This is a genomic window from Niastella sp. sgz303648 (assembly GCF_059587045.1).
Genome location: NZ_JCAPSW010000003.1, coordinates 55,192 through 72,136, shown reverse-complemented (window position 1 = coordinate 72,136; position 16,945 = coordinate 55,192). Strand labels below are relative to the sequence as shown.

At 42.7% G+C, this 16,945-nt stretch carries 19 protein-coding genes; 9 read left to right on the top strand and 10 right to left on the bottom strand.

Going from position 1 to position 16,945, the window contains the following annotated elements:
* Positions 1-5: 5 nt before the first annotated feature.
* Complete coding sequence (locus tag AC59IL_RS09085) at positions 6-932, bottom strand: GyrI-like domain-containing protein (RefSeq protein ID WP_496551796.1); 927 nt, start codon at positions 930-932, stop codon at positions 6-8.
* 111 nt (positions 933-1,043) lie between these two features.
* Here AC59IL_RS09085 and AC59IL_RS09080 point away from each other — a divergent pair, with 111 nt between their 5' ends.
* Positions 1,044-4,391, top strand: a complete 3,348-nt coding sequence (locus AC59IL_RS09080) for a VCBS repeat-containing protein (RefSeq protein WP_496551795.1) — start codon at positions 1,044-1,046, stop codon at positions 4,389-4,391.
* A 68-nt stretch (positions 4,392-4,459) separates the two neighbouring features.
* On the opposite strand, the gene AC59IL_RS09075 is transcribed toward AC59IL_RS09080, so the two are convergent.
* The 4 genes from AC59IL_RS09075 to AC59IL_RS09060 all read right to left on the bottom strand — a co-directional run bounded on the left by AC59IL_RS09075 (position 4,460) and on the right by AC59IL_RS09060 (position 6,303).
* Positions 4,460-5,062: an HD domain-containing protein gene (locus tag AC59IL_RS09075; protein ID WP_496551794.1), complete on the bottom strand. Its 603-nt coding sequence runs from the start codon at positions 5,060-5,062 to the stop codon at positions 4,460-4,462.
* A 55-nt stretch (positions 5,063-5,117) separates the two neighbouring features.
* Entirely contained in the window at positions 5,118-5,462 is a 345-nt protein-coding gene (locus AC59IL_RS09070) for a nuclear transport factor 2 family protein (RefSeq protein WP_496551793.1), read from the bottom strand.
* Positions 5,463-5,626: 164 nt separating this feature from the next.
* Positions 5,627-6,082, bottom strand: coding sequence for a helix-turn-helix domain-containing protein (locus tag AC59IL_RS09065; protein ID WP_496551792.1), 456 nt, complete (start codon positions 6,080-6,082; stop codon positions 5,627-5,629).
* 5 nt (positions 6,083-6,087) lie between these two features.
* Positions 6,088-6,303, bottom strand: a complete 216-nt coding sequence (locus AC59IL_RS09060) for a helix-turn-helix domain-containing protein (protein ID WP_496551791.1) — start codon at positions 6,301-6,303, stop codon at positions 6,088-6,090.
* Between the two features lie 542 nt (positions 6,304-6,845).
* Between AC59IL_RS09060 and rplM the strand changes: the two genes are divergently transcribed.
* The 6 genes from rplM (at position 6,846) to AC59IL_RS09030 (ending at position 12,200) form a co-directional block, all read left to right on the top strand.
* Positions 6,846-7,289 (top strand): 50S ribosomal protein L13, encoded by a 444-nt coding sequence (rplM, locus tag AC59IL_RS09055; RefSeq protein ID WP_496551790.1) that lies wholly within the window; start codon positions 6,846-6,848, stop codon positions 7,287-7,289.
* A 14-nt stretch (positions 7,290-7,303) separates the two neighbouring features.
* Entirely contained in the window at positions 7,304-7,693 is a 390-nt protein-coding gene (gene rpsI / locus AC59IL_RS09050; RefSeq protein ID WP_496551789.1) for a 30S ribosomal protein S9, read from the top strand.
* A gap of 105 nt (positions 7,694-7,798) precedes the next feature.
* Complete coding sequence (gene rpsB / locus AC59IL_RS09045) at positions 7,799-8,746, top strand: 30S ribosomal protein S2 (protein WP_496551788.1); 948 nt, start codon at positions 7,799-7,801, stop codon at positions 8,744-8,746.
* A 316-nt stretch (positions 8,747-9,062) separates the two neighbouring features.
* The gene (gene tsf / locus AC59IL_RS09040) at positions 9,063-9,902 is read left to right on the top strand and encodes a translation elongation factor Ts (RefSeq protein WP_496551787.1); all 840 of its coding nucleotides are present in this window, start codon (positions 9,063-9,065) and stop codon (positions 9,900-9,902) included.
* A gap of 335 nt (positions 9,903-10,237) precedes the next feature.
* Positions 10,238-10,951, top strand: a complete 714-nt coding sequence (gene pyrH, locus AC59IL_RS09035; RefSeq protein WP_496551786.1) for a UMP kinase — start codon at positions 10,238-10,240, stop codon at positions 10,949-10,951.
* Positions 10,952-11,144: 193 nt separating this feature from the next.
* Positions 11,145-12,200, top strand: coding sequence for a hypothetical protein (locus AC59IL_RS09030; protein ID WP_496551785.1), 1,056 nt, complete (start codon positions 11,145-11,147; stop codon positions 12,198-12,200).
* A gap of 87 nt (positions 12,201-12,287) precedes the next feature.
* Here the strand turns inward: AC59IL_RS09030 and AC59IL_RS09025 are convergent, their stop codons facing one another.
* Positions 12,288-13,355: an RsiV family protein gene (locus tag AC59IL_RS09025; protein WP_496551784.1), complete on the bottom strand. Its 1,068-nt coding sequence runs from the start codon at positions 13,353-13,355 to the stop codon at positions 12,288-12,290.
* A 125-nt stretch (positions 13,356-13,480) separates the two neighbouring features.
* On the opposite strand from AC59IL_RS09025, the gene pdxH reads away from it, so the two are divergent.
* Complete coding sequence (pdxH, locus tag AC59IL_RS09020; protein ID WP_496551783.1) at positions 13,481-14,125, top strand: pyridoxamine 5'-phosphate oxidase; 645 nt, start codon at positions 13,481-13,483, stop codon at positions 14,123-14,125.
* Between the two features lie 90 nt (positions 14,126-14,215).
* On the opposite strand, the gene AC59IL_RS09015 is transcribed toward pdxH, so the two are convergent.
* The 4 genes from AC59IL_RS09015 to AC59IL_RS09000 form a co-directional block, all read right to left on the bottom strand.
* A complete protein-coding gene (locus tag AC59IL_RS09015; protein WP_496551782.1) occupies positions 14,216-14,326 on the bottom strand; it encodes a 30S ribosomal protein THX in 111 nt (36 codons plus the stop codon).
* A gap of 100 nt (positions 14,327-14,426) precedes the next feature.
* Positions 14,427-14,726, bottom strand: coding sequence for an HU family DNA-binding protein (locus AC59IL_RS09010; protein WP_496552502.1), 300 nt, complete (start codon positions 14,724-14,726; stop codon positions 14,427-14,429).
* Between the two features lie 272 nt (positions 14,727-14,998).
* Positions 14,999-15,304, bottom strand: coding sequence for a DUF4286 family protein (locus AC59IL_RS09005; RefSeq protein ID WP_496551781.1), 306 nt, complete (start codon positions 15,302-15,304; stop codon positions 14,999-15,001).
* Positions 15,305-15,324: 20 nt separating this feature from the next.
* On the bottom strand, positions 15,325-16,089 hold the full coding sequence (locus AC59IL_RS09000) for an exodeoxyribonuclease III (RefSeq protein WP_496551780.1): 765 nt from the start codon (positions 16,087-16,089) through the stop codon (positions 15,325-15,327).
* Positions 16,090-16,127: 38 nt separating this feature from the next.
* On the opposite strand from AC59IL_RS09000, the gene AC59IL_RS08995 reads away from it, so the two are divergent.
* Complete coding sequence (locus tag AC59IL_RS08995; protein ID WP_496551779.1) at positions 16,128-16,877, top strand: LOG family protein; 750 nt, start codon at positions 16,128-16,130, stop codon at positions 16,875-16,877.
* Positions 16,878-16,945: the final 68 nt, after the last annotated feature.

The following is a 16,945-nucleotide window of genomic DNA, read 5'->3' as shown; positions in this document are numbered from 1 at the left end:
TGCCGTTAAAACACCGGTACATAAATTCTGGTGATCCATTTGGCGGTATCTGGTTCGGCAATACGGTCGGTAATTAGTTGTTGAAAGGGTATGGCCATTGAAACCCGGCGATAGTCCTGAACATACAATTGCAATTGGTTAAAAGCCTGTTTTATGGTACTGTCGCCCCCCTGTATTTGTGTTACTAAAAATTTACCAGGGGGGATTTGCCGTTTAAAAAATGCACCGCTGTCCTGTATGGGTTTATCAACCGGCAAAGCAGCCATTACATGGTATCCCGATGGAAGCGGAGTGATATTTAAAATCGGCGACCCTGTTTGCCCGGCGCCTTGTGATGAACTATAATTTTTTAAGGCAGCCACTAATTTATAAATTTCAGTAACTGTGGGATACGTTCTAAAATTTGAACTGGTGGCTATGACCAGCGTGTCGATAGTGGAGGATTCGGTTATAGGTATACCGTAAATATGCTCGGTTTTTTCGGCAAACGCCTTAAAACGCGAACATATGGCGGCCATATTTTTTTTAATGGCAACAGCCTGCCGGTATCGTTGAATTCTTTTAAATGGGTTCATATCCGAATCAAATGAACATTGCCATTGTACCCTTACCGAATCGCCGGGCAAAGGAAATAATTGAATGGTGCTGTTAACAACTACATCCTCGTGTTGAATACGTACCTCAACGGTATTTAACAATGTTTTTGTTAACTGATAATCGCTGCCCTGGTAACGCAGGCTGGTATGCGCCGTTGTGGTGTTTGGCCACCACTGCTTCCAGGTATCGGTAGTGGCCATATTTCTGTAGGCGCCGTAAATAGTGCAATCGATGGGGGTAATTTGGGTGATGCTGAGTGTAGAAGGAATAAAAAAATAGATGCTTACGGTTGCCGCAATAACAATGAAAGCCGTTACAGATAGCCATTTTCTCATAGTACAAATCAATCGAACAATGTGTATTGCAAAATAAAGAAACCGGTTAATATTTTTTTGAATCTTTAAGGAAATAGTAAATTGAAGATAGCTTTTTTTAATCCCATTGGTATGATTCAAAAATTTGCAGCTTTTGTTGCTGGTTGTAGCATTGTTTTATTTTCATGCCGTTCAGCCGGCGATAAGCCGCCGGGAGATGCTTTATTTCAGTTAATGCCTTCAGCCCAAACCGGTATTGATTTTAACAACCGCGTTACAGATACCAAAGATTTCAACATTTTCAGATACCGCAATTTTTACAATGGGGCCGGTGTGGCTATCGGTGATGTAAACAACGACGGTAAGCCTGATATTTTTTTTACATCTAACCAGCAGCAGAATAAACTGTACATCAACAAAGGCAACTGGCAGTTTGAGGATGTAACGGAAAAGGCGGGTTTGCAAAGTAGTCATCACTGGCATACCGGTGTAACGATGGCCGATGTGAACGGCGATCACTGGCTCGATATTTATGTTTGCAACAGCGGCGATGTGCAGGGCGACGACAAAGCCAATGAACTGTATATAAACCAAAAGAACGGAACGTTTAAAGAACAGGCCCATGAATACGGCTTGGATGATAAAGGACTTTCAACACAGGCTACGTTTTTTGATTACGACAACGATGGCGACCTCGATTGTTTTGTTTTAAACAATAGTACCCGGTCAACCGAAAGTTTTGGTTATGGACGAAGTTTCAGAAATCAGCGCGACCCGAAAAATGGTGACCGGTTGTATCGCAACAATCTCATCTCATCTGCTGCTGATAGCGCACAGGGGGCCGCCAAATTTACTGATGTGAGTGAACAGGCCGGCATATATGGCAGCGAAATTGGCTTTGGACTGGGCATTACTGTAGGCGATTTGAATAACGACGGCTGGCAGGACATATACATATCGAATGATTTTTTTGAAAAAGATTACCTGTATATCAATCAGCAGAATGGCACCTTTAAAGAAGTTATAAATGAAGCCATGGGGCATTTAAGCCAGGGTTCCATGGGTTCGGATGTTGCCGATATCAACAACGATGGATACCTCGATGTGTTTACCACCGAAATGCTTCCCGAGGACGATTACCGGTTAAAGACCATTATTAAGTTTGATGACTATGATGTACTGAATGCCAGGCTGCAAAACGATTACCATCACCAGTTTACCACCAATTGTCTGCAATTAAATAACCATGACGGCACTTTTAGCGAAATAGCGCAACTATCAGGCGTTGATGCCACCGGCTGGAGCTGGGGCGCTCTTTGTTTTGATTTTGATAATGATGGCTGGAAAGATATTTACGTATGCAACGGCATTAACCGCGATTTAACCGATCAGGATTTTTTGGCTTTTTTTGGCAGCGAAGAAGTGCTTACGCAGGTAAGTCAGGGTACGCTCAATTACCTTGACCTGATTGAAAAAATGCCTTCAGTTCCATTGTTGAATTACGCATTTGTAAATCAAAAGAATTTATTGTTTAAGAATCAAACCCGGCAACTGGGCTTTACGATACCCAGCTTTAGTCATGGCGCTTCCTATGCCGACCTGGATAACGATGGCGATCTTGATCTTGTTATCAACAACGAAAACAGCGAAGCATTTGTATATAGAAACAACACAGAGGAAAAACTGCACCGTCATTATCTGAAAATAAAATTAAAGGGCAGTGCATTAAATACTTTTGGAATAGGTGCGCGCGTAACCGCATTTGTTAACGGCAATAAACAGGTGCTGGAACAAATGCCCTGCAGAGGTTTTGAAAGTGCGGTAGAGCCGGTTTTGCTGTTTGGAATGGGTAATAATACCGTTGCAGACAGTATTATTATACAATGGCCCGGTTTAAAAAAGCAGGTAATAAAAAATGTTCCGGCCGATACAATGCTTGTTTGTGATCAGGCCCAGGCTGTAACCGATATTCGGCCGGTTGCTCCAAAAACAACTTCCCTGTATGAGAATGTAACAAGTACCGTAATCAGCGGCTCCATTCAGCACCATGAAAACGACTTTGTAGATTTTGATAAAGAAAGACTGATACCCAAAATGCTTTCGACCGAAGGTCCAAAGCTGGCCACAGCAGATGTAAATGGCGACGGGCTCGAAGATTTTTATGTGGGCGGTGCGATGGGCGATACCGCAAAGATATTTATTCAGCAGGCGAACGGACATTTTATACAGAAAGTTCAACCCGCTTTTATAGCCGATAAATATTTTGAAACGATAGGCGCTACATTTTTTGATGCCGATGATGATGGCGACCAGGATCTTGTAACGGCATCGGGCGGTAACCAGGCAGCGTCCAGTTCGCCTTACCTGTATCCCCGGTTATACCTGAACGATGGTAAGGGAAATTTTACCCGTAGCACCACAGGCTGGCCTGCTGTTGGTATAAATGCTTCCTGCATCAGGGTCGGCGATTTTAATGGCGATGGCCGTAAAGATATTTTTATTGGTGCACGAAGTATACCCGGCAGCTATGGCGTGTTGCCCAACAGCCTGTTATTTGAAAACAACGGCGGTGCACATTTTACAGATGTTACCAATACCGCAGCGCCTGAGTTACTGCACCTGGGTATGGTAACCGATGCGCAATGGGCAGATATTGATAAAGACGGAACAAGCGAACTGATTATTGTGGGCGATTGGATGCCGGTGACTGTTATGAAGCCCGTAAATGGTCAATTGAAGAAAGTGCAGGCCATACCCAATAGTTCGGGTTGGTGGAATTGTGTACAGGCCGTTGATATAGATGATGATGGTGATATAGATATTATTGCCGGCAATAATGGATTAAATTCAAGAATTAAAGCCGATGTGCAGCATCCTGCCAAAATGTATGTGGAAGATTTTGATAAAAACGGGCAAACAGAATGCATACCCGTATATTTTAAAACGGATGGCAAGGCATATCCCTATTTTTTAAAGGGTGAAATAGATATGCAGTTGCCCATGCTCAAAAAGAACTTCCTGCGATTTTCAGAATATGCCGGTAAAAGTATAGAACAGATATTTCCGGGCAATCAGTTGCAACATGCTTCGGTGTTAACTGTGAACAACACTGAATCCTGTGTTTTTATTAACAATGGAAAAGGACAATTTACCATTCAGCCATTGCCGGTAATGGCGCAATTGTCGCCCGTGTTTGGCATACTGGTCACCGATTTAAACGGAGATGGTATAAAAGACCTGTTTATGGCCGGAAATTTTTATAGCCTTAAACCGCAAAGCGGACGCTTCGACGCAAGTTATGGAACAACGCTACTGGCAAACAAACAACACCAGTTCAGCTACATGGAGCCCGCCAAAAGCGGATTATTTATCAATGGCGAAGCGAGAGACATTGTTGATATTCATGCAAAAGGAAATGACTATATAATTGTAGCAATGAACAATGCCCCGCTGTATATTTTCAGAAAGAAAAAATACTGAGCGAAGCCTGCCCGACTATTGGTGGATCGTAGGATCGATTAATGCATCGGGCGTAGTCGGGATGCGAATTAGGATACCTCCTTTTGATGATCAATAATAAACTGAATTATATCTTCAAAAGGAATATTTATTCGTGCAATCGCATCATTAATATCATCGCGGCTAACCTGGGCAGCAAACGAAGGGGTTTTTAGCTTCTTCATTACGCTTTTTACATCCATTCCGTCGTACCGCGCCGGGCGAATCAATGCCGAAGCATGTATAAAGCCCGATAGTTCGTCGAACGCATAAATCATTTTATCCATGGTATTCTGCGGTTCTACCCCAAAGTATTTTGGTCCGTGCGAGGCAATGCAATGAATTACCTCGGGATCAATATTACGGCGTTCCAGTTCTTCAATGATGATGCGACAATGGTCATCGGGATGTTTTTCCCAGTCGGCATCGTGCAGCAGGCCGGCCAGTTCCCATTTACGGGCGGTGAGTTCATCGGCCCCTTCTTTTTCAATGGCCCAGGCTTTCATTACAGCGCCCACCTGCTTCATATGCAGGCGCAGTCGGTCGTTGGGTACCCATTCGTTCAGCAGTTGATGGGCTTCTTCAATAGGCATTAAATTACCGGTATTTGCAGGATCACCGAATGTATTGCGGCCGAGGTTGTGAACAGGCATGATTGGGATGAGTTTTTATTAAAAAGATTTATTTGCGGCGGTATTCGGGTCATTCTTATAATACGGTGCCGGTGCGTAATTCAACCATTTTTTCATTCAATACACGGGCAAGCCACATTACCGGGGAATTTGTTTTGGTTCCATCTACCGTACGGGTTACAGTTCCTGATAAGGCTACCATATCATCTTCGCCGATTAGTGTATCAATAGAGATATGAAAATCAGGGAATCGATTGCGGATAGTAATAATTGATTGCTTAAGGGCTTCTATGCTTTTAATTTCCGGATGGGCACAATCCACATAGCCGATAGCCAGAATGTCATCAGCCACTTCAATATTTCCCGAATTCCACATATTGAAATATGCTTTAACGATAGCTTTGTTTTTTTCAGAAGACATAGAATAAAGATTTAAATTAATACCGTACTGTTGATATGGCAATTTATTAAAAAACTGCATTGTGTGTAAAAGAAAGGCAACAAGGGGTAGCAAACAGCTTAGTGGCGCTTTCGCTATGCTAACGGCAATATACTTTGAAGCCGTTATTAAAATAGTATTATAAATTAACGGGAGGATTGTTTCTTTTCGGACCTGTTTTTATTGGTTCTTGTCATTCGGGTTTCTTTAATCATTATTTCTAATCCGATGGCATCAAGGAACCTTAGCAAGTTTTTAAAGGTTACGCTTTTGAAGTTGTCAGCTTCGTAGCGTTGAAGCTGTTGTTCTTTTATTCCCAGTTGTTCGGCAAATTCTTTTTGGGTTAAGCCGGATTTGATTTTATACTCAGTAAGTAATGTGGGTAGTTCAGAAAGGGGTCTCTCGTTTGAAGTACCTTTTTTAAAAGATTCATAAAATAAAATTTCCTGTTCTATTTCCTTCTTTGTCATGCACAAAGAGGCAAGCAGAAATTTTTTTCTTAAAGGATTTTTAGCAGAATCATTGGTAAGACGATCTATTCCCTTTTTCAATTCTGCAACCTTCTTTTTAGAAATGGTATATTGACGTTCATTTTCAATCATTGTAATCACTCTTTAAGTTCATACTCTGTTGTCAATGCCTCAACCGGAATGCGAAGCATTTCACTGAATTTTCGGATCATGGTTAAAGAAAGATGCTGCTTGTAGTTCAAAACTTTGCTTATTGTGCCTTTGTCGCCGTATACTTTGGCAAGGTCGGTAAGTTTATAGCCAAAATCTTCCATGCGGATTTTGATCAGTTCAATGGGGTCAACATCAGGCAAGGGCCATTGCTTTTGTTCGTACTGGTTGATAAGAAAAGCTAATAATAATTTTTCCCTGTGTTCCTTCGAACCTTTTTGGGCATTATGGATTTCTTCATAACGGTTGGTTGCCTCTTTGTATTCCTTTTCACTTTATCAACAGCCTGATCCATAAAATAACGATGAATAAACGACGCAGTTCAAAACCAACCCTGGCGGCACACAATGCCGGGTCAGCGTTTCGAACCCTGAAGTGAGTGACACAACAGGCGTTCAATAGCCTTTCTGCGGCCGGTTCCATGAAAATAATTCTTAAAAAATGCCCGTACTGCCTGCTTTTTACGCAGCAATGAAAAATTAATGTCAAAATATTTATTGAAAATCAATTGATTGTGAAGATGCGATAAAAAATAAGTTGCTCAAATGTTTGTTGTGCCCAAAGTAACGGTTTATCTTTGCCGCCCGTTTTTGGTTTACACGTGTTTCGTTGTAAGCAAAGCCGGAAACAGCAAGCGGGATGGCGCAGCTGTTTTATTATTAATCAGCTTAAAAGCTTTTTTTCAATGAGCAAACTTCATTTCACTACCAAACATGCAAATGCGGCTACCGTAAAACGCAACTGGTATGTTGTAGACGGTACCAATCAAACCGTTGGTCGCATGTGTGCTAAAATAGCAGCTGTTCTTCGTGGTAAGAACAAAGCCTATTATACGCCACATGTTGATTGCGGAGACTACATTATTGTAATTAATGCCGACAAGGTAAAATTCACCGGTAACAAAACTGATGAAAAAGAATACCTGACTTTCTCTGGCTATCCTGGTGGCCAGAAATCAGAAACTGCACGCGAATTATTGCGTCGCCGTCCTGAGCAGGTGGTTGAAAGAGCCGTAAAAGGTATGTTGCCTAAAAATCGCCTCGGCCGCAAAATGTTCAAGAAATTATTTGTGTATGCCGGCGACAAACACGAGCATGTTGCACAAAAACCTCAATCTTTAACTTTCTAATTGATTAATCATACATGGAAAAGCAAAAAAATGCCGTAGGTCGTCGTAAAGAAGCTGTGACAAGAATCTGGTTGTCACGCGGAACCGGTAAGATCACCGTTAACGACAAAGACTACAAAGAATATTTTCCTCTCGTATATCTTCAGAATCAGGTTGAATTGCCCTTAAAAAGCATTCAGTCGCTTGATAAATTTGATGTTAAGATCAATGCTGCCGGTGGTGGAATGAAAGGTCAGGCCGAAGCTGCGAAACTGGGTATTGCCCGCGCACTGCTTGAACTAAATGCCGAATACCGTCCTTCATTAAAAGCGGCCGGTGTGCTGAAACGCGATCCGAGATCTGTTGAGCGTAAGAAATTCGGTCACAAAAAAGCTCGTCGCAGCTACCAGTTCAGCAAACGTTAATCCATCTCCGACTCCTCCTCCGCCGGCTGGCGGAGAGGGTTGGGAAAAGATTTCGTTGGTGAGCATTATCAAATTTTCAAATTCTCAAATTTTCAAATTAGTAAAATGGAAAATAACACTTCATTGCAACAGCAGTTACTGGACGCCGGTGTACACTTTGGTCACCTGCGTAAGAAGTGGAACCCAAAAATGTTGCCTTACATTTTTGCTGAAAAGAAAGGCATTCACATCATAGATCTCAATAAAACAACTGAACACCTGACGGAAGCTGCAGCTGCCCTGAAGCAGATTGCACGCAGCGGTAAAAAGATCATGTTTGTTGGTACTAAAAAACAAGCTAAAGAAATTGTTACCGAGTGCGCCCGCAAAGTGAACATGCCTTTTGTTACCGAGCGTTGGCTGGGTGGTATGCTTACCAACTTCAACACCGTTCGTAAGAGCGTTAAGAAGATGCAAAGCATCGACAAATTACTGGTTGACGGCAGTGCCGAGTCACTGACCAAAAAAGAAAAATTAACCCTCGGTCGCGACCGCGATAAAATGGATAAAGTATTAGGCGGTATCAGCCAGCTGGGCCGTGTTCCTGCCGCTTTGTTCATCATCGACATTGGTCATGAGCACATTGCCCTGGCCGAAGCAAAAAGACTGGGCATCACTACTTTTGGTATGGTTGATACCAACTGCGATCCCAATAAAGTTGATTTTGCTATCCCTGCTAATGACGATGCTACAAAATCGATCGCCATTATTACCCAATACATCACTGCTGCAATTGCCGAAGGCTTAGCCGAAAGACAAGCTGCAAAAGACGAGGAAACAGAAGATACGGCAGATGATGAAAAAGAAAAGAAAGCAGCACGAATGCTTGCCGAAGCAGAAGCTGAAGCAGCCCGCGGTCGTGGTGGTAAAGGTGGTGGACGTGGTCACGGTGGTGGCGGACATGGTCATGGCGGCGGTGGCGGACACCGTGGCGGCGGTGGTCGTGGACCTGGTGGTGGCGGCGGCCGCGGACCTGGCGGTGGCGGTGGAAACAGAAGACCTGGCGGAAGATAGGTCCTGAGTATCCTGAGCGTCCTGAGCGTAGTCGAAGGATCGAAGGATCATGGTTTTACACTGAGCGTAGTCGAAGTGTGAAGCGTAGTCGAAGTGAAAGTGTTAATATATGAACCCGGCTCAGGAATAACTATTGATCTGCCGTTGCGTCGCACTCTTGTACTGTAGCGCCCCGGGCAGCAAGGTATAAACAGTGTGTAGGTCTTTGAACAGAATTAATAAAATGAAAATGTTTCGCAAATCATTTGGGTGATTATATTCAGGTTCTTTGCGCAGCCATTTTCAAATTTTCAAATATTTAAATTTTCAAATTATTATGTCGAGTGTTGCAATTACTGCCGCTGATATTAATAAGCTGCGCCAGATGACAGGCGCCGGCATGATGGATTGCCGCAAAGCGTTGACAGAAACCAATGGCGATTTTGAAGCCGCTATTGACTGGCTTCGTAAAAAAGGCGCCAAGGTAGCTGCCCTGCGTGGCGATCGTGAAGCAAAAGAAGGTGTGGTATTGGCTAAAACTACCGCCGATAATAAAACCGGTATTGCAGTTTGTCTTAGCTGCGAAACCGACTTTGTAGGTAAAAACGCCGACTTTGTTGCTTTCGCCCAAAGCATTGTTGATGCTGCGGTTGCAAACAATGTAAAAAGTCTTGACGAGTTGAATGCTGTTGCCATTAACGGCGTAAAAGTAGCCGACCTGGTGAACGATAAACTGGCCAGCATTGGCGAAAAAATTGGTATTACCAAATTTGAGCGCGTTGATGCCGATTTCGTAGCATCGTATATTCACGGAGCTAACCGTATCGGTGTGCTGGTAGGTTTAAATAAACCCGCTGCCGATGCCGGTAAAGATGTGGCTATGCAAATCGCCGCTATGAACCCCGTTGCAGTTGATTCTGATTCAGTTCCTGCTTCAACTATCGAGCGCGAGCGCGCTATCGTTACCGAGCAAATTAAAACCGATCCTAAAATGGCGGGCAAACCCGACGAAATGATCGCTAAAATTGCCGATGGTAAGCTGAATGCGTTCTTCAAAGAAAGCACCCTGATAAACCAGGCTTTCGTAAAAGACAATTCAAAAACTGTGGCTGAATATCTGAAAAGTGTTGATGGCGGTTTAAAAGTTACCGAATTTAAGCGCGTAGCTTTAGGATAAGTCAATAATCGAACTTACATAAATATCAGGGGAAAGCTGTTTAGGCAGTTTTCCCCTTTTTTGTTTGGCATACTTTTTTAATTAGCGGTTGGTAGTTAGCAGTTTGAGAAGTTATTCACATTCGGCATTTCGAACTATGTAATAAATTATCTACACGAGTTATCGAATTTATTGTTGAAATGTGTTGCGCACATCAGGTTGTGATTTGCTTTCAATTTTATAAAGGGAAGCCGGTTTTCGGTTTCTCTTTTTGTTTTAATAAAAAATCCTTTCTTTGCACAGCGTAAAAAAAGGTTTCGGGTGACAAGTCACCATTCACGAAAAAGATTGTATACATGCTACCTAAGTATAAGCGTATTTTGGTAAAACTCTCCGGCGAATCATTGATGGGCGATAAAAGTTTTGGAATGGATCCGTCGATCCTGGCGCAATATGCTCACGACATCAAAGAAGTAGCCGATCTGGGCGTACAGGTGGCCATTGTAATTGGCGGTGGCAATATTTACCGGGGTATGAACGAAGCCGAAACCGGCATAGAACGCGCTCACGGCGATTATATGGGCATGCTGGCCACTGTGATCAATGGAATGGCCATGCAGGCCATGTTGGAGAAAATAGGGGTTTTTACGCGCTTGCAAAGCGCCATCAAAATGGAGCAGATAGCCGAGCCGTACATTCGCCGCCGCGCCATTCGCCACGTTGAAAAAGGAAGGGTGGTGATTTTCGGAGCAGGCACCGGTAACCCGTATTTTACTACCGATACAGCCGGCTCGCTAAGAGCCATCGAAATACAGGCCGATGTAATTTTAAAAGGCACCAGGGTAGATGGCATTTACACAGCCGATCCCGAAAAAGATCCTACTGCCAAAAAATATGATACCATTACTTTCCAGGAATGCATTTCAAAAAACCTGCGTGTAATGGACATGACCGCATTTACACTTTGCATGGAGAATAAATTACCGATCATCGTATTTGATATGAACAAGCCCGGCAATTTGCGCAGAGTGGCTTGTGGTGAAAGGGTGGGAACATTGGTAAAGGCTTGATAACCAACCGGTAAAATTTATTGTAACCACTTTTTGTATTTGTGGAATTAACGCATTAAATTTCCTATGCGAAAAACCACCAGCCAGGGTGGTTTTTTCATTACTACCTTTTCAACAATCCCATGAAAAAATAGTGCAGGAATTCTATATTACTATGTAGTGATGCGGTGTTTATACTAATTCCGAAGCCGTTATGAATCATTTGTTGCCGATCATACTGGGTTACCAGATATATGTAGGCGTTACTGAAATAATAGTCTTTCTGCTGGGCGGTATTGTCCTGGGGTTCTTTATTCACTTCTTTTTTGTAAGCCGTAAAACAATTCCGCTCAGATTACCGCAACCCGAACCGCCTGTTTTATCTGATAAAGCTTTTCAGCATACCGACGAGTGGCGCCTGAAATATTATGAAGAAATGGAGCTGCAGGAAAAAGTGCAGATGCAGTTGCGCCGCGAGCTCGACGAAGTGCGCGAAAACGAAGAACTATTGACTATTGAAGTTGAAGAATTACAAAAAGAAATAAAACGCCTGTATGCCGAACAACCGGCGCCTGTAAAACCTGCCAGTTCGCAGGAAGAACAGTCTGAAGAATATCTTGCCCGCCTGCAAAAAGCACAGGAAAACCTAACCGAACAAAACCAGAATATCGCCCTGCTGCTCGATCAGATTGAACTGCTGAAACAAACTGAATTTAAACACATCGATACCCTCAAGGCCAATGAAGAGCTGATGGCGCAGCTTAATAAAACCCACTCTTTACTGGTCGAAAAAGACAGTCGTATACACGAACTGCAGCAACAGCAATTGCTGGCTGGTGAGCTTGAACAACGCCTGCAAAAAGCATATGAAGAGTTCACTGTGCTGCGCGAAAAATTGTCGAAGGTCGAAAACCTTACCCAGCCGCAAAACCGGCAGTTTGAGTACGACGAATTGCAGCAAAACCATTTTAAACTGATCAGGGAGCACGATGAGGGCAGGCAAAAACATCAGTCGCTGCTCGAAGAAAACCAGCGCCTGTCGCGCCTGCTGGCCGATACCGAAGACAAACTGCGCGAATCGAATTTCCAGCGGCAGCAGTTATTGAAAAAAATTACTTTCCTCGAAGAGCTGAACCACGATCTGCAACAGATTACAGAACATAATAAAAAGCTCGAAAATCAGTTAAAGCGCATGAGCGAAATAGAAGTGCTGCTGGCGCGCGTACAGAATAAATTGCCCGATAAAAGCGAAAATGAACCACCCGAGTAATTGGCAATTGGCAACAGGCAATAAGCAAACGTTCCTACGGACATTTATAAAAGAATGTAACATTGCCAATTGCATATTGCCAATTGCCTATTGGGCTAAAAGTTGCTTAAATTCCGGTTTCAAATAAGCTTCTATTTCCTTAAACGGTATGTACAGATACACATCTCCCAAAGCATAAGCGCCGATGGCATAAGGATTATAATGAAAGCCGATCCCCCTGGTGGTGAGTAAAAAGTTATTACAGGGTGAAATGGTGTCTTCGAAAAGGTATTCTGATAATTTTTCCTCTTTTTTTACATTGAAGGCTGAACGAAATTTTTTCTCCAGCAAAGTATGTAAGGTTTCGCGGCCTGCCAGCGTATCTAACACATCGGTTATATCAAGTTTGCGGTTGTGTACCAGGTCAATGCAGGTATAATTAGTAAAATGATTTGGGTGAGCCCCGCCGCCATCAACATAAGTAAGGCTGGCAAGCGTAAGCAGTTGTGCATTGCGGTAATCAATTTGCACGGTGGTTTCCAGGTCATAGGTTTCAATGCCGTCCTTACTTTTATCGCTATTCAGCAGTTCGTTTTTTTGTTTGATGAATATTTTACCAATTTCTTCCTGACTATTCTTTTCGTCAAATGCTTCGCGTATCGTTTGCTTAATAAGGCCCGTGGCAGGATGAGTAGATGTAGCTGAAGGCCAAACAGCCTGCGCCTCATAAGACAATTCGTTACGAAAATTCTCTTTATCGGATAATTTTTTAGAACCGGATGTCCATATATAATCAAAGGCTAACCCGTTATCATCTTTTTTTTGTGTTATTCTGAATGGCAGCATTTTACCTTTGAACGACCAGGTGCCCGAGAAGGAAGAATCTTTAAACACACCTTCGAGTACTTCTTTCCCATTCTCAGTGCTATGTGTTAGTTTGAGGAAGCGTTTATTATCGATGGAACCTGATATTTCAATGGCCTGTTCGGTGCTGTTGTAGTAATAGCAACCGGTGAAGTTGTCTTTGATGCGGAAAAGGTGAAAAATAACCGGATATTTATCAATAGTGCCGGTAAACTGCATATATCGTGTAATAACAGGGGCAGGGCTACTTTTTTGTGCATAGGTAGTATAAAAGCAAAAAAGCAGCATTAATTGAACAAAGGTCTTTTTCATACGTTTTAAAGGTTCACTTGAATGGATAAAAGGCGGTTAAAAATAATACTGTAAATACGTATGACCAAAATCAGTGCAGGGTAATTAGTGCTCCCATTAACTTTGTATTGAAAAATTAACCAGGTATGCCATCTACTATTGCCGATATACGTAAAGATTATATGTTGCAATCGCTGCTCGAAAAGGATGTGGAAGCCGATGCCATCAGTCAGTTTGATAAGTGGTGGGAAGAAGCGGTTCGCAGCGAAATAACCGAGGTAAATGCCATGACGCTTGCCACCGCATCGGCAGATGGCGTGCCTTCGGCCCGCATTGTATTACTGAAAGGGTACGACAAACGGGGTTTTGTTTTTTATACCAACTACGAAAGCTTTAAAGGAAAAGAGTTGGCCGAAAATCCCCGCGCCTGCTTACTGTTTTTCTGGAAAGAGCTGGAACGGCAGGTGCGTATTACCGGACTTGTTGAAAAGGTAAGCGATGCCGAAAGTGATGCTTATTTTAACAGCAGGCCCGAAGGCAGCCGTATCGGCGCCTGGGTTTCGCCGCAAAGCCAGGTAATTGCCAACAGGCAATGGCTCGAAGAAAGAGAAAAGGGATTGGTAAAAGAGTTTTCCCAAAAGCAGATTACCCGGCCTTCTCACTGGGGCGGATATCGTATAAATCCTATTTGTGTTGAATTCTGGCAGGGCCGTTCGAACCGCTTGCACGACCGGATGCAGTATACGTTGAAGGAAGATGCTACGTGGCTGATTGAGCGGCTGGCGCCCTGAGGGTAGTTGAAAAGTTAATAGGTTAACATGTTAACAGGTAATGCTTCTAACTTATCAACCTGTCAACTTGTTAACCTATAACCTAATTAACTATTTGCTTTTTTTAGCTGCTGCAGCCTTCTTTACCCTTGCAGGGCGGCTTTTTCCGAAAGATCCTTTAAAGGTTTTGCCTTTTTTTGTTTTTTTATCTCCTCTGCCCATGTTATTTGTTTATTAATGTGAATTGTAAAGGTACAAAAATAAAAAAAGCTCCGATACTTCGTACGCAGTAGCGGAGCTTTCATTTGTAGTAATGCAGTAATTATAATTTAGCCTGCAATTCTTTACCAGCTTTGAAACGGGCAACTTTTTTTGCTTTAATCTTTATCACAGCACCGGTTTGAGGATTACGGCCGTTACGTGCTGCTCTTTTAGATACAGAAAAAGTTCCAAAACCTACCAGGGTAACTTTACCACCACCTTTTAATGTTTTGGTTACTGCTTCAATAAAAGAATCAAGAGCAGTATTAGCCTGTGTCTTAGTGATGCCTGAATCATCGGCAATTTTTGCAATTAATTCAGCTTTGTTCATAGTGTGATTTTTTAAGAATTTATGCAGCAACAAATTTAGACGGTTTTTGCATCAAACAAAATTTTTCTGCTGAAAAATTAACATTTGATAAAGTGCTGTAATCCGCTCGGGACAAGGTTTTTAGCAAATTTTACAATTTTATAATACGTTATGTGAATTATTGTTACACGCTGAAATGCAGTACTGATCTATGTTTCATGCAACGCAGGCTGAAATGCTGGCCTGTAAAGGGTTTCGGGGAAATATACAATAAATTTAGCACCGCCGCACGAGCGGTGAAATTAAAATAATATTATCCACACTCAGTCCACAACCTGCATTACCGTGCGGAATGCAATAAAACGGTCGCCCCATTTATCAAAAGCTTTTTGCCTTAATACAGGCGCATACTCTTCGAGATAACGATAGTAGTTATCGAGAGTGGGAGCAAAATATTGTACTACAAACGTCATGCCTTCTGAGTCGTCCTGCTCCAGTAATCTGAACATTTTATAATGCGAAAACTGCCCCGAAGCCATAATATCGGGTATATGTTCCTGCTGCTGCCATTGTATCCACGGCGTTTCAATAGCAGGATCGATTTTTATGGTTATGTTATATACTATCATGGGGAATGGGTAGCTGCTTGTTAATGTAATTCGAGATATACAGGACAGTGATCGCTGTGTTTTATATCGGGAAAAATATCGGCGTTTTTTAAATTGCTGCGCAGCGGCTCTGTAGCATTGATGTAATCGATGCGCCAGCCTTTATTTTGCAACCGTACACTGGGAAAACGCTGGCTCCACCAGCTATAACGGTGTGGTTCGGGGTGAAAAACACGAAATGTATCGACCCACCCGCTGTTATAAAATTTATCCATCCACGCTCTTTCTTCAGGTAAAAATCCCGAAGAGTTTTTATTGCCTTTCGGATCGTGAATATCCATTTCACTATGGGCAATATTGTAATCGCCGCATAATATCAGTTTGGGATATTTCTTTTTTAAATCTTCCAGATAAGTATAAAAATTATTGAGCCAACCGTATTTGTAATCCTGTCGCACATCGCCCGATGTACCCGAGGGAAAATACGCGTTAATAAGACGTATATCACCAAAATCGAGCTGAATAACTCTTCCTTCGTCGTCGCTTACTGCATCCTTGTTGCCATATTCAACGTTATCGGGTTTTATTTTGGTAAAAACAGCAACACCGCTGTACCCTTTTTTTTGTGCACTGAACCAGTAGTCGGCAAAGCCGCATTCGGCAAACAGCTGGCGATTCACATTATCTTTTGTTGCTTTTGTTTCCTGCAGGCAAATAATATCGGCCGGATCGGTTTTTAACCAATCGCAAAAACCTTTGTTCATCGCGGCACGTATGCCATTCACATTATAGCTTATAATGCGCATGATATTCTTTAATTTGGTCGGCAATTTACATTATTGGTATGGAAGCAGCATCAGCAAAGAAAAAGATCGAACCCATCATTCCTCCCAAAGAACATGTTTACCTCGAAGGCCCTAAAAGCCGTAGTTATGAACTGTCGTTTGCCTGGCGGGTATTCAGGCAATTCATAAAAGGATTTCGTACCCTGCATTTTGTTGGTCCATGTATAACCGTGTTCGGATCGGCAAGGTTTAACGAAGATCATCCTTACTATGAAAAAGCGCGCGAGTTTGGAAAACGCATTGCCGCCCTGGGTTTTACTACCATGACAGGCGGCGGACCCGGTGTTATGGAAGCCGCCAACCGGGGGGCTTTTGAAAACGGCGGTAAATCGGTTGGCCTTAACATACGGCTGCCCTTTGAACAAAAACCCAACAAATTCCTGAATAAAAGCATTACGTTCGAGCATTTTTTCGTTCGAAAAGTGCTGCTGGTAAAATATTCCTACGCTTTTATTATTATGCCCGGCGGCTTTGGAACCATGGACGAATTTTTTGAAACCCTTACGCTGGTTCAAACAAAATCTATTACCCAGTTTCCTATTGTATTATTTGGAAAAGATTATTACAGCAGCTTATGGAACTATGCCGAATTTATGGCGCAGCAGGGCACCATCAGCCGCGAGGATATGAAACTGGTATTGCTTACCGATGATATTGACGAAGCCATGCAACATATTCAAACCTACATCAGCCAGAATTTCCAGGTGAGGCCGCGAAAAAGGTTGTGGTGGTTATTTGAAAAAAGATGAAGGCGCAAGACGCAAGGCATAAAGTACAAGTCAAAAGCGACAATTACGTCAGTTAGATTAGTATGAAA

Excerpts from the sequence above, each read along its gene's own strand:
- AC59IL_RS09085 (WP_496551796.1), bottom strand. The coding sequence starts at position 932 with ATGAGAAAATGGCTATCTGTAACGGCTTTCATTGTTATTGCGGCAACC.
- AC59IL_RS09080 (WP_496551795.1), top strand. The coding sequence starts at position 1,044 with ATGATTCAAAAATTTGCAGCTTTTGTTGCTGGTTGTAGCATTGTTTTA.
- AC59IL_RS09075 (WP_496551794.1), bottom strand. The coding sequence starts at position 5,062 with ATGCCTGTTCACAACCTCGGCCGCAATACATTCGGTGATCCTGCAAAT.
- AC59IL_RS09070 (WP_496551793.1), bottom strand. The coding sequence starts at position 5,462 with ATGTCTTCTGAAAAAAACAAAGCTATCGTTAAAGCATATTTCAATATG.
- AC59IL_RS09065 (WP_496551792.1), bottom strand. The coding sequence starts at position 6,082 with ATGATTGAAAATGAACGTCAATATACCATTTCTAAAAAGAAGGTTGCA.
- rplM (WP_496551790.1), top strand. The coding sequence starts at position 6,846 with ATGAGCAAACTTCATTTCACTACCAAACATGCAAATGCGGCTACCGTA.
- rpsI (WP_496551789.1), top strand. The coding sequence starts at position 7,304 with ATGGAAAAGCAAAAAAATGCCGTAGGTCGTCGTAAAGAAGCTGTGACA.
- rpsB (WP_496551788.1), top strand. The coding sequence starts at position 7,799 with ATGGAAAATAACACTTCATTGCAACAGCAGTTACTGGACGCCGGTGTA.
- tsf (WP_496551787.1), top strand. The coding sequence starts at position 9,063 with ATGTCGAGTGTTGCAATTACTGCCGCTGATATTAATAAGCTGCGCCAG.
- pyrH (WP_496551786.1), top strand. The coding sequence starts at position 10,238 with ATGCTACCTAAGTATAAGCGTATTTTGGTAAAACTCTCCGGCGAATCA.
- AC59IL_RS09030 (WP_496551785.1), top strand. The coding sequence starts at position 11,145 with ATGAATCATTTGTTGCCGATCATACTGGGTTACCAGATATATGTAGGC.
- AC59IL_RS09025 (WP_496551784.1), bottom strand. The coding sequence starts at position 13,355 with ATGAAAAAGACCTTTGTTCAATTAATGCTGCTTTTTTGCTTTTATACT.
- pdxH (WP_496551783.1), top strand. The coding sequence starts at position 13,481 with ATGCCATCTACTATTGCCGATATACGTAAAGATTATATGTTGCAATCG.
- AC59IL_RS09015 (WP_496551782.1), bottom strand. The coding sequence starts at position 14,326 with ATGGGCAGAGGAGATAAAAAAACAAAAAAAGGCAAAACCTTTAAAGGA.
- AC59IL_RS09005 (WP_496551781.1), bottom strand. The coding sequence starts at position 15,304 with ATGATAGTATATAACATAACCATAAAAATCGATCCTGCTATTGAAACG.
- AC59IL_RS09000 (WP_496551780.1), bottom strand. The coding sequence starts at position 16,089 with ATGCGCATTATAAGCTATAATGTGAATGGCATACGTGCCGCGATGAAC.
- AC59IL_RS08995 (WP_496551779.1), top strand. The coding sequence starts at position 16,128 with ATGGAAGCAGCATCAGCAAAGAAAAAGATCGAACCCATCATTCCTCCC.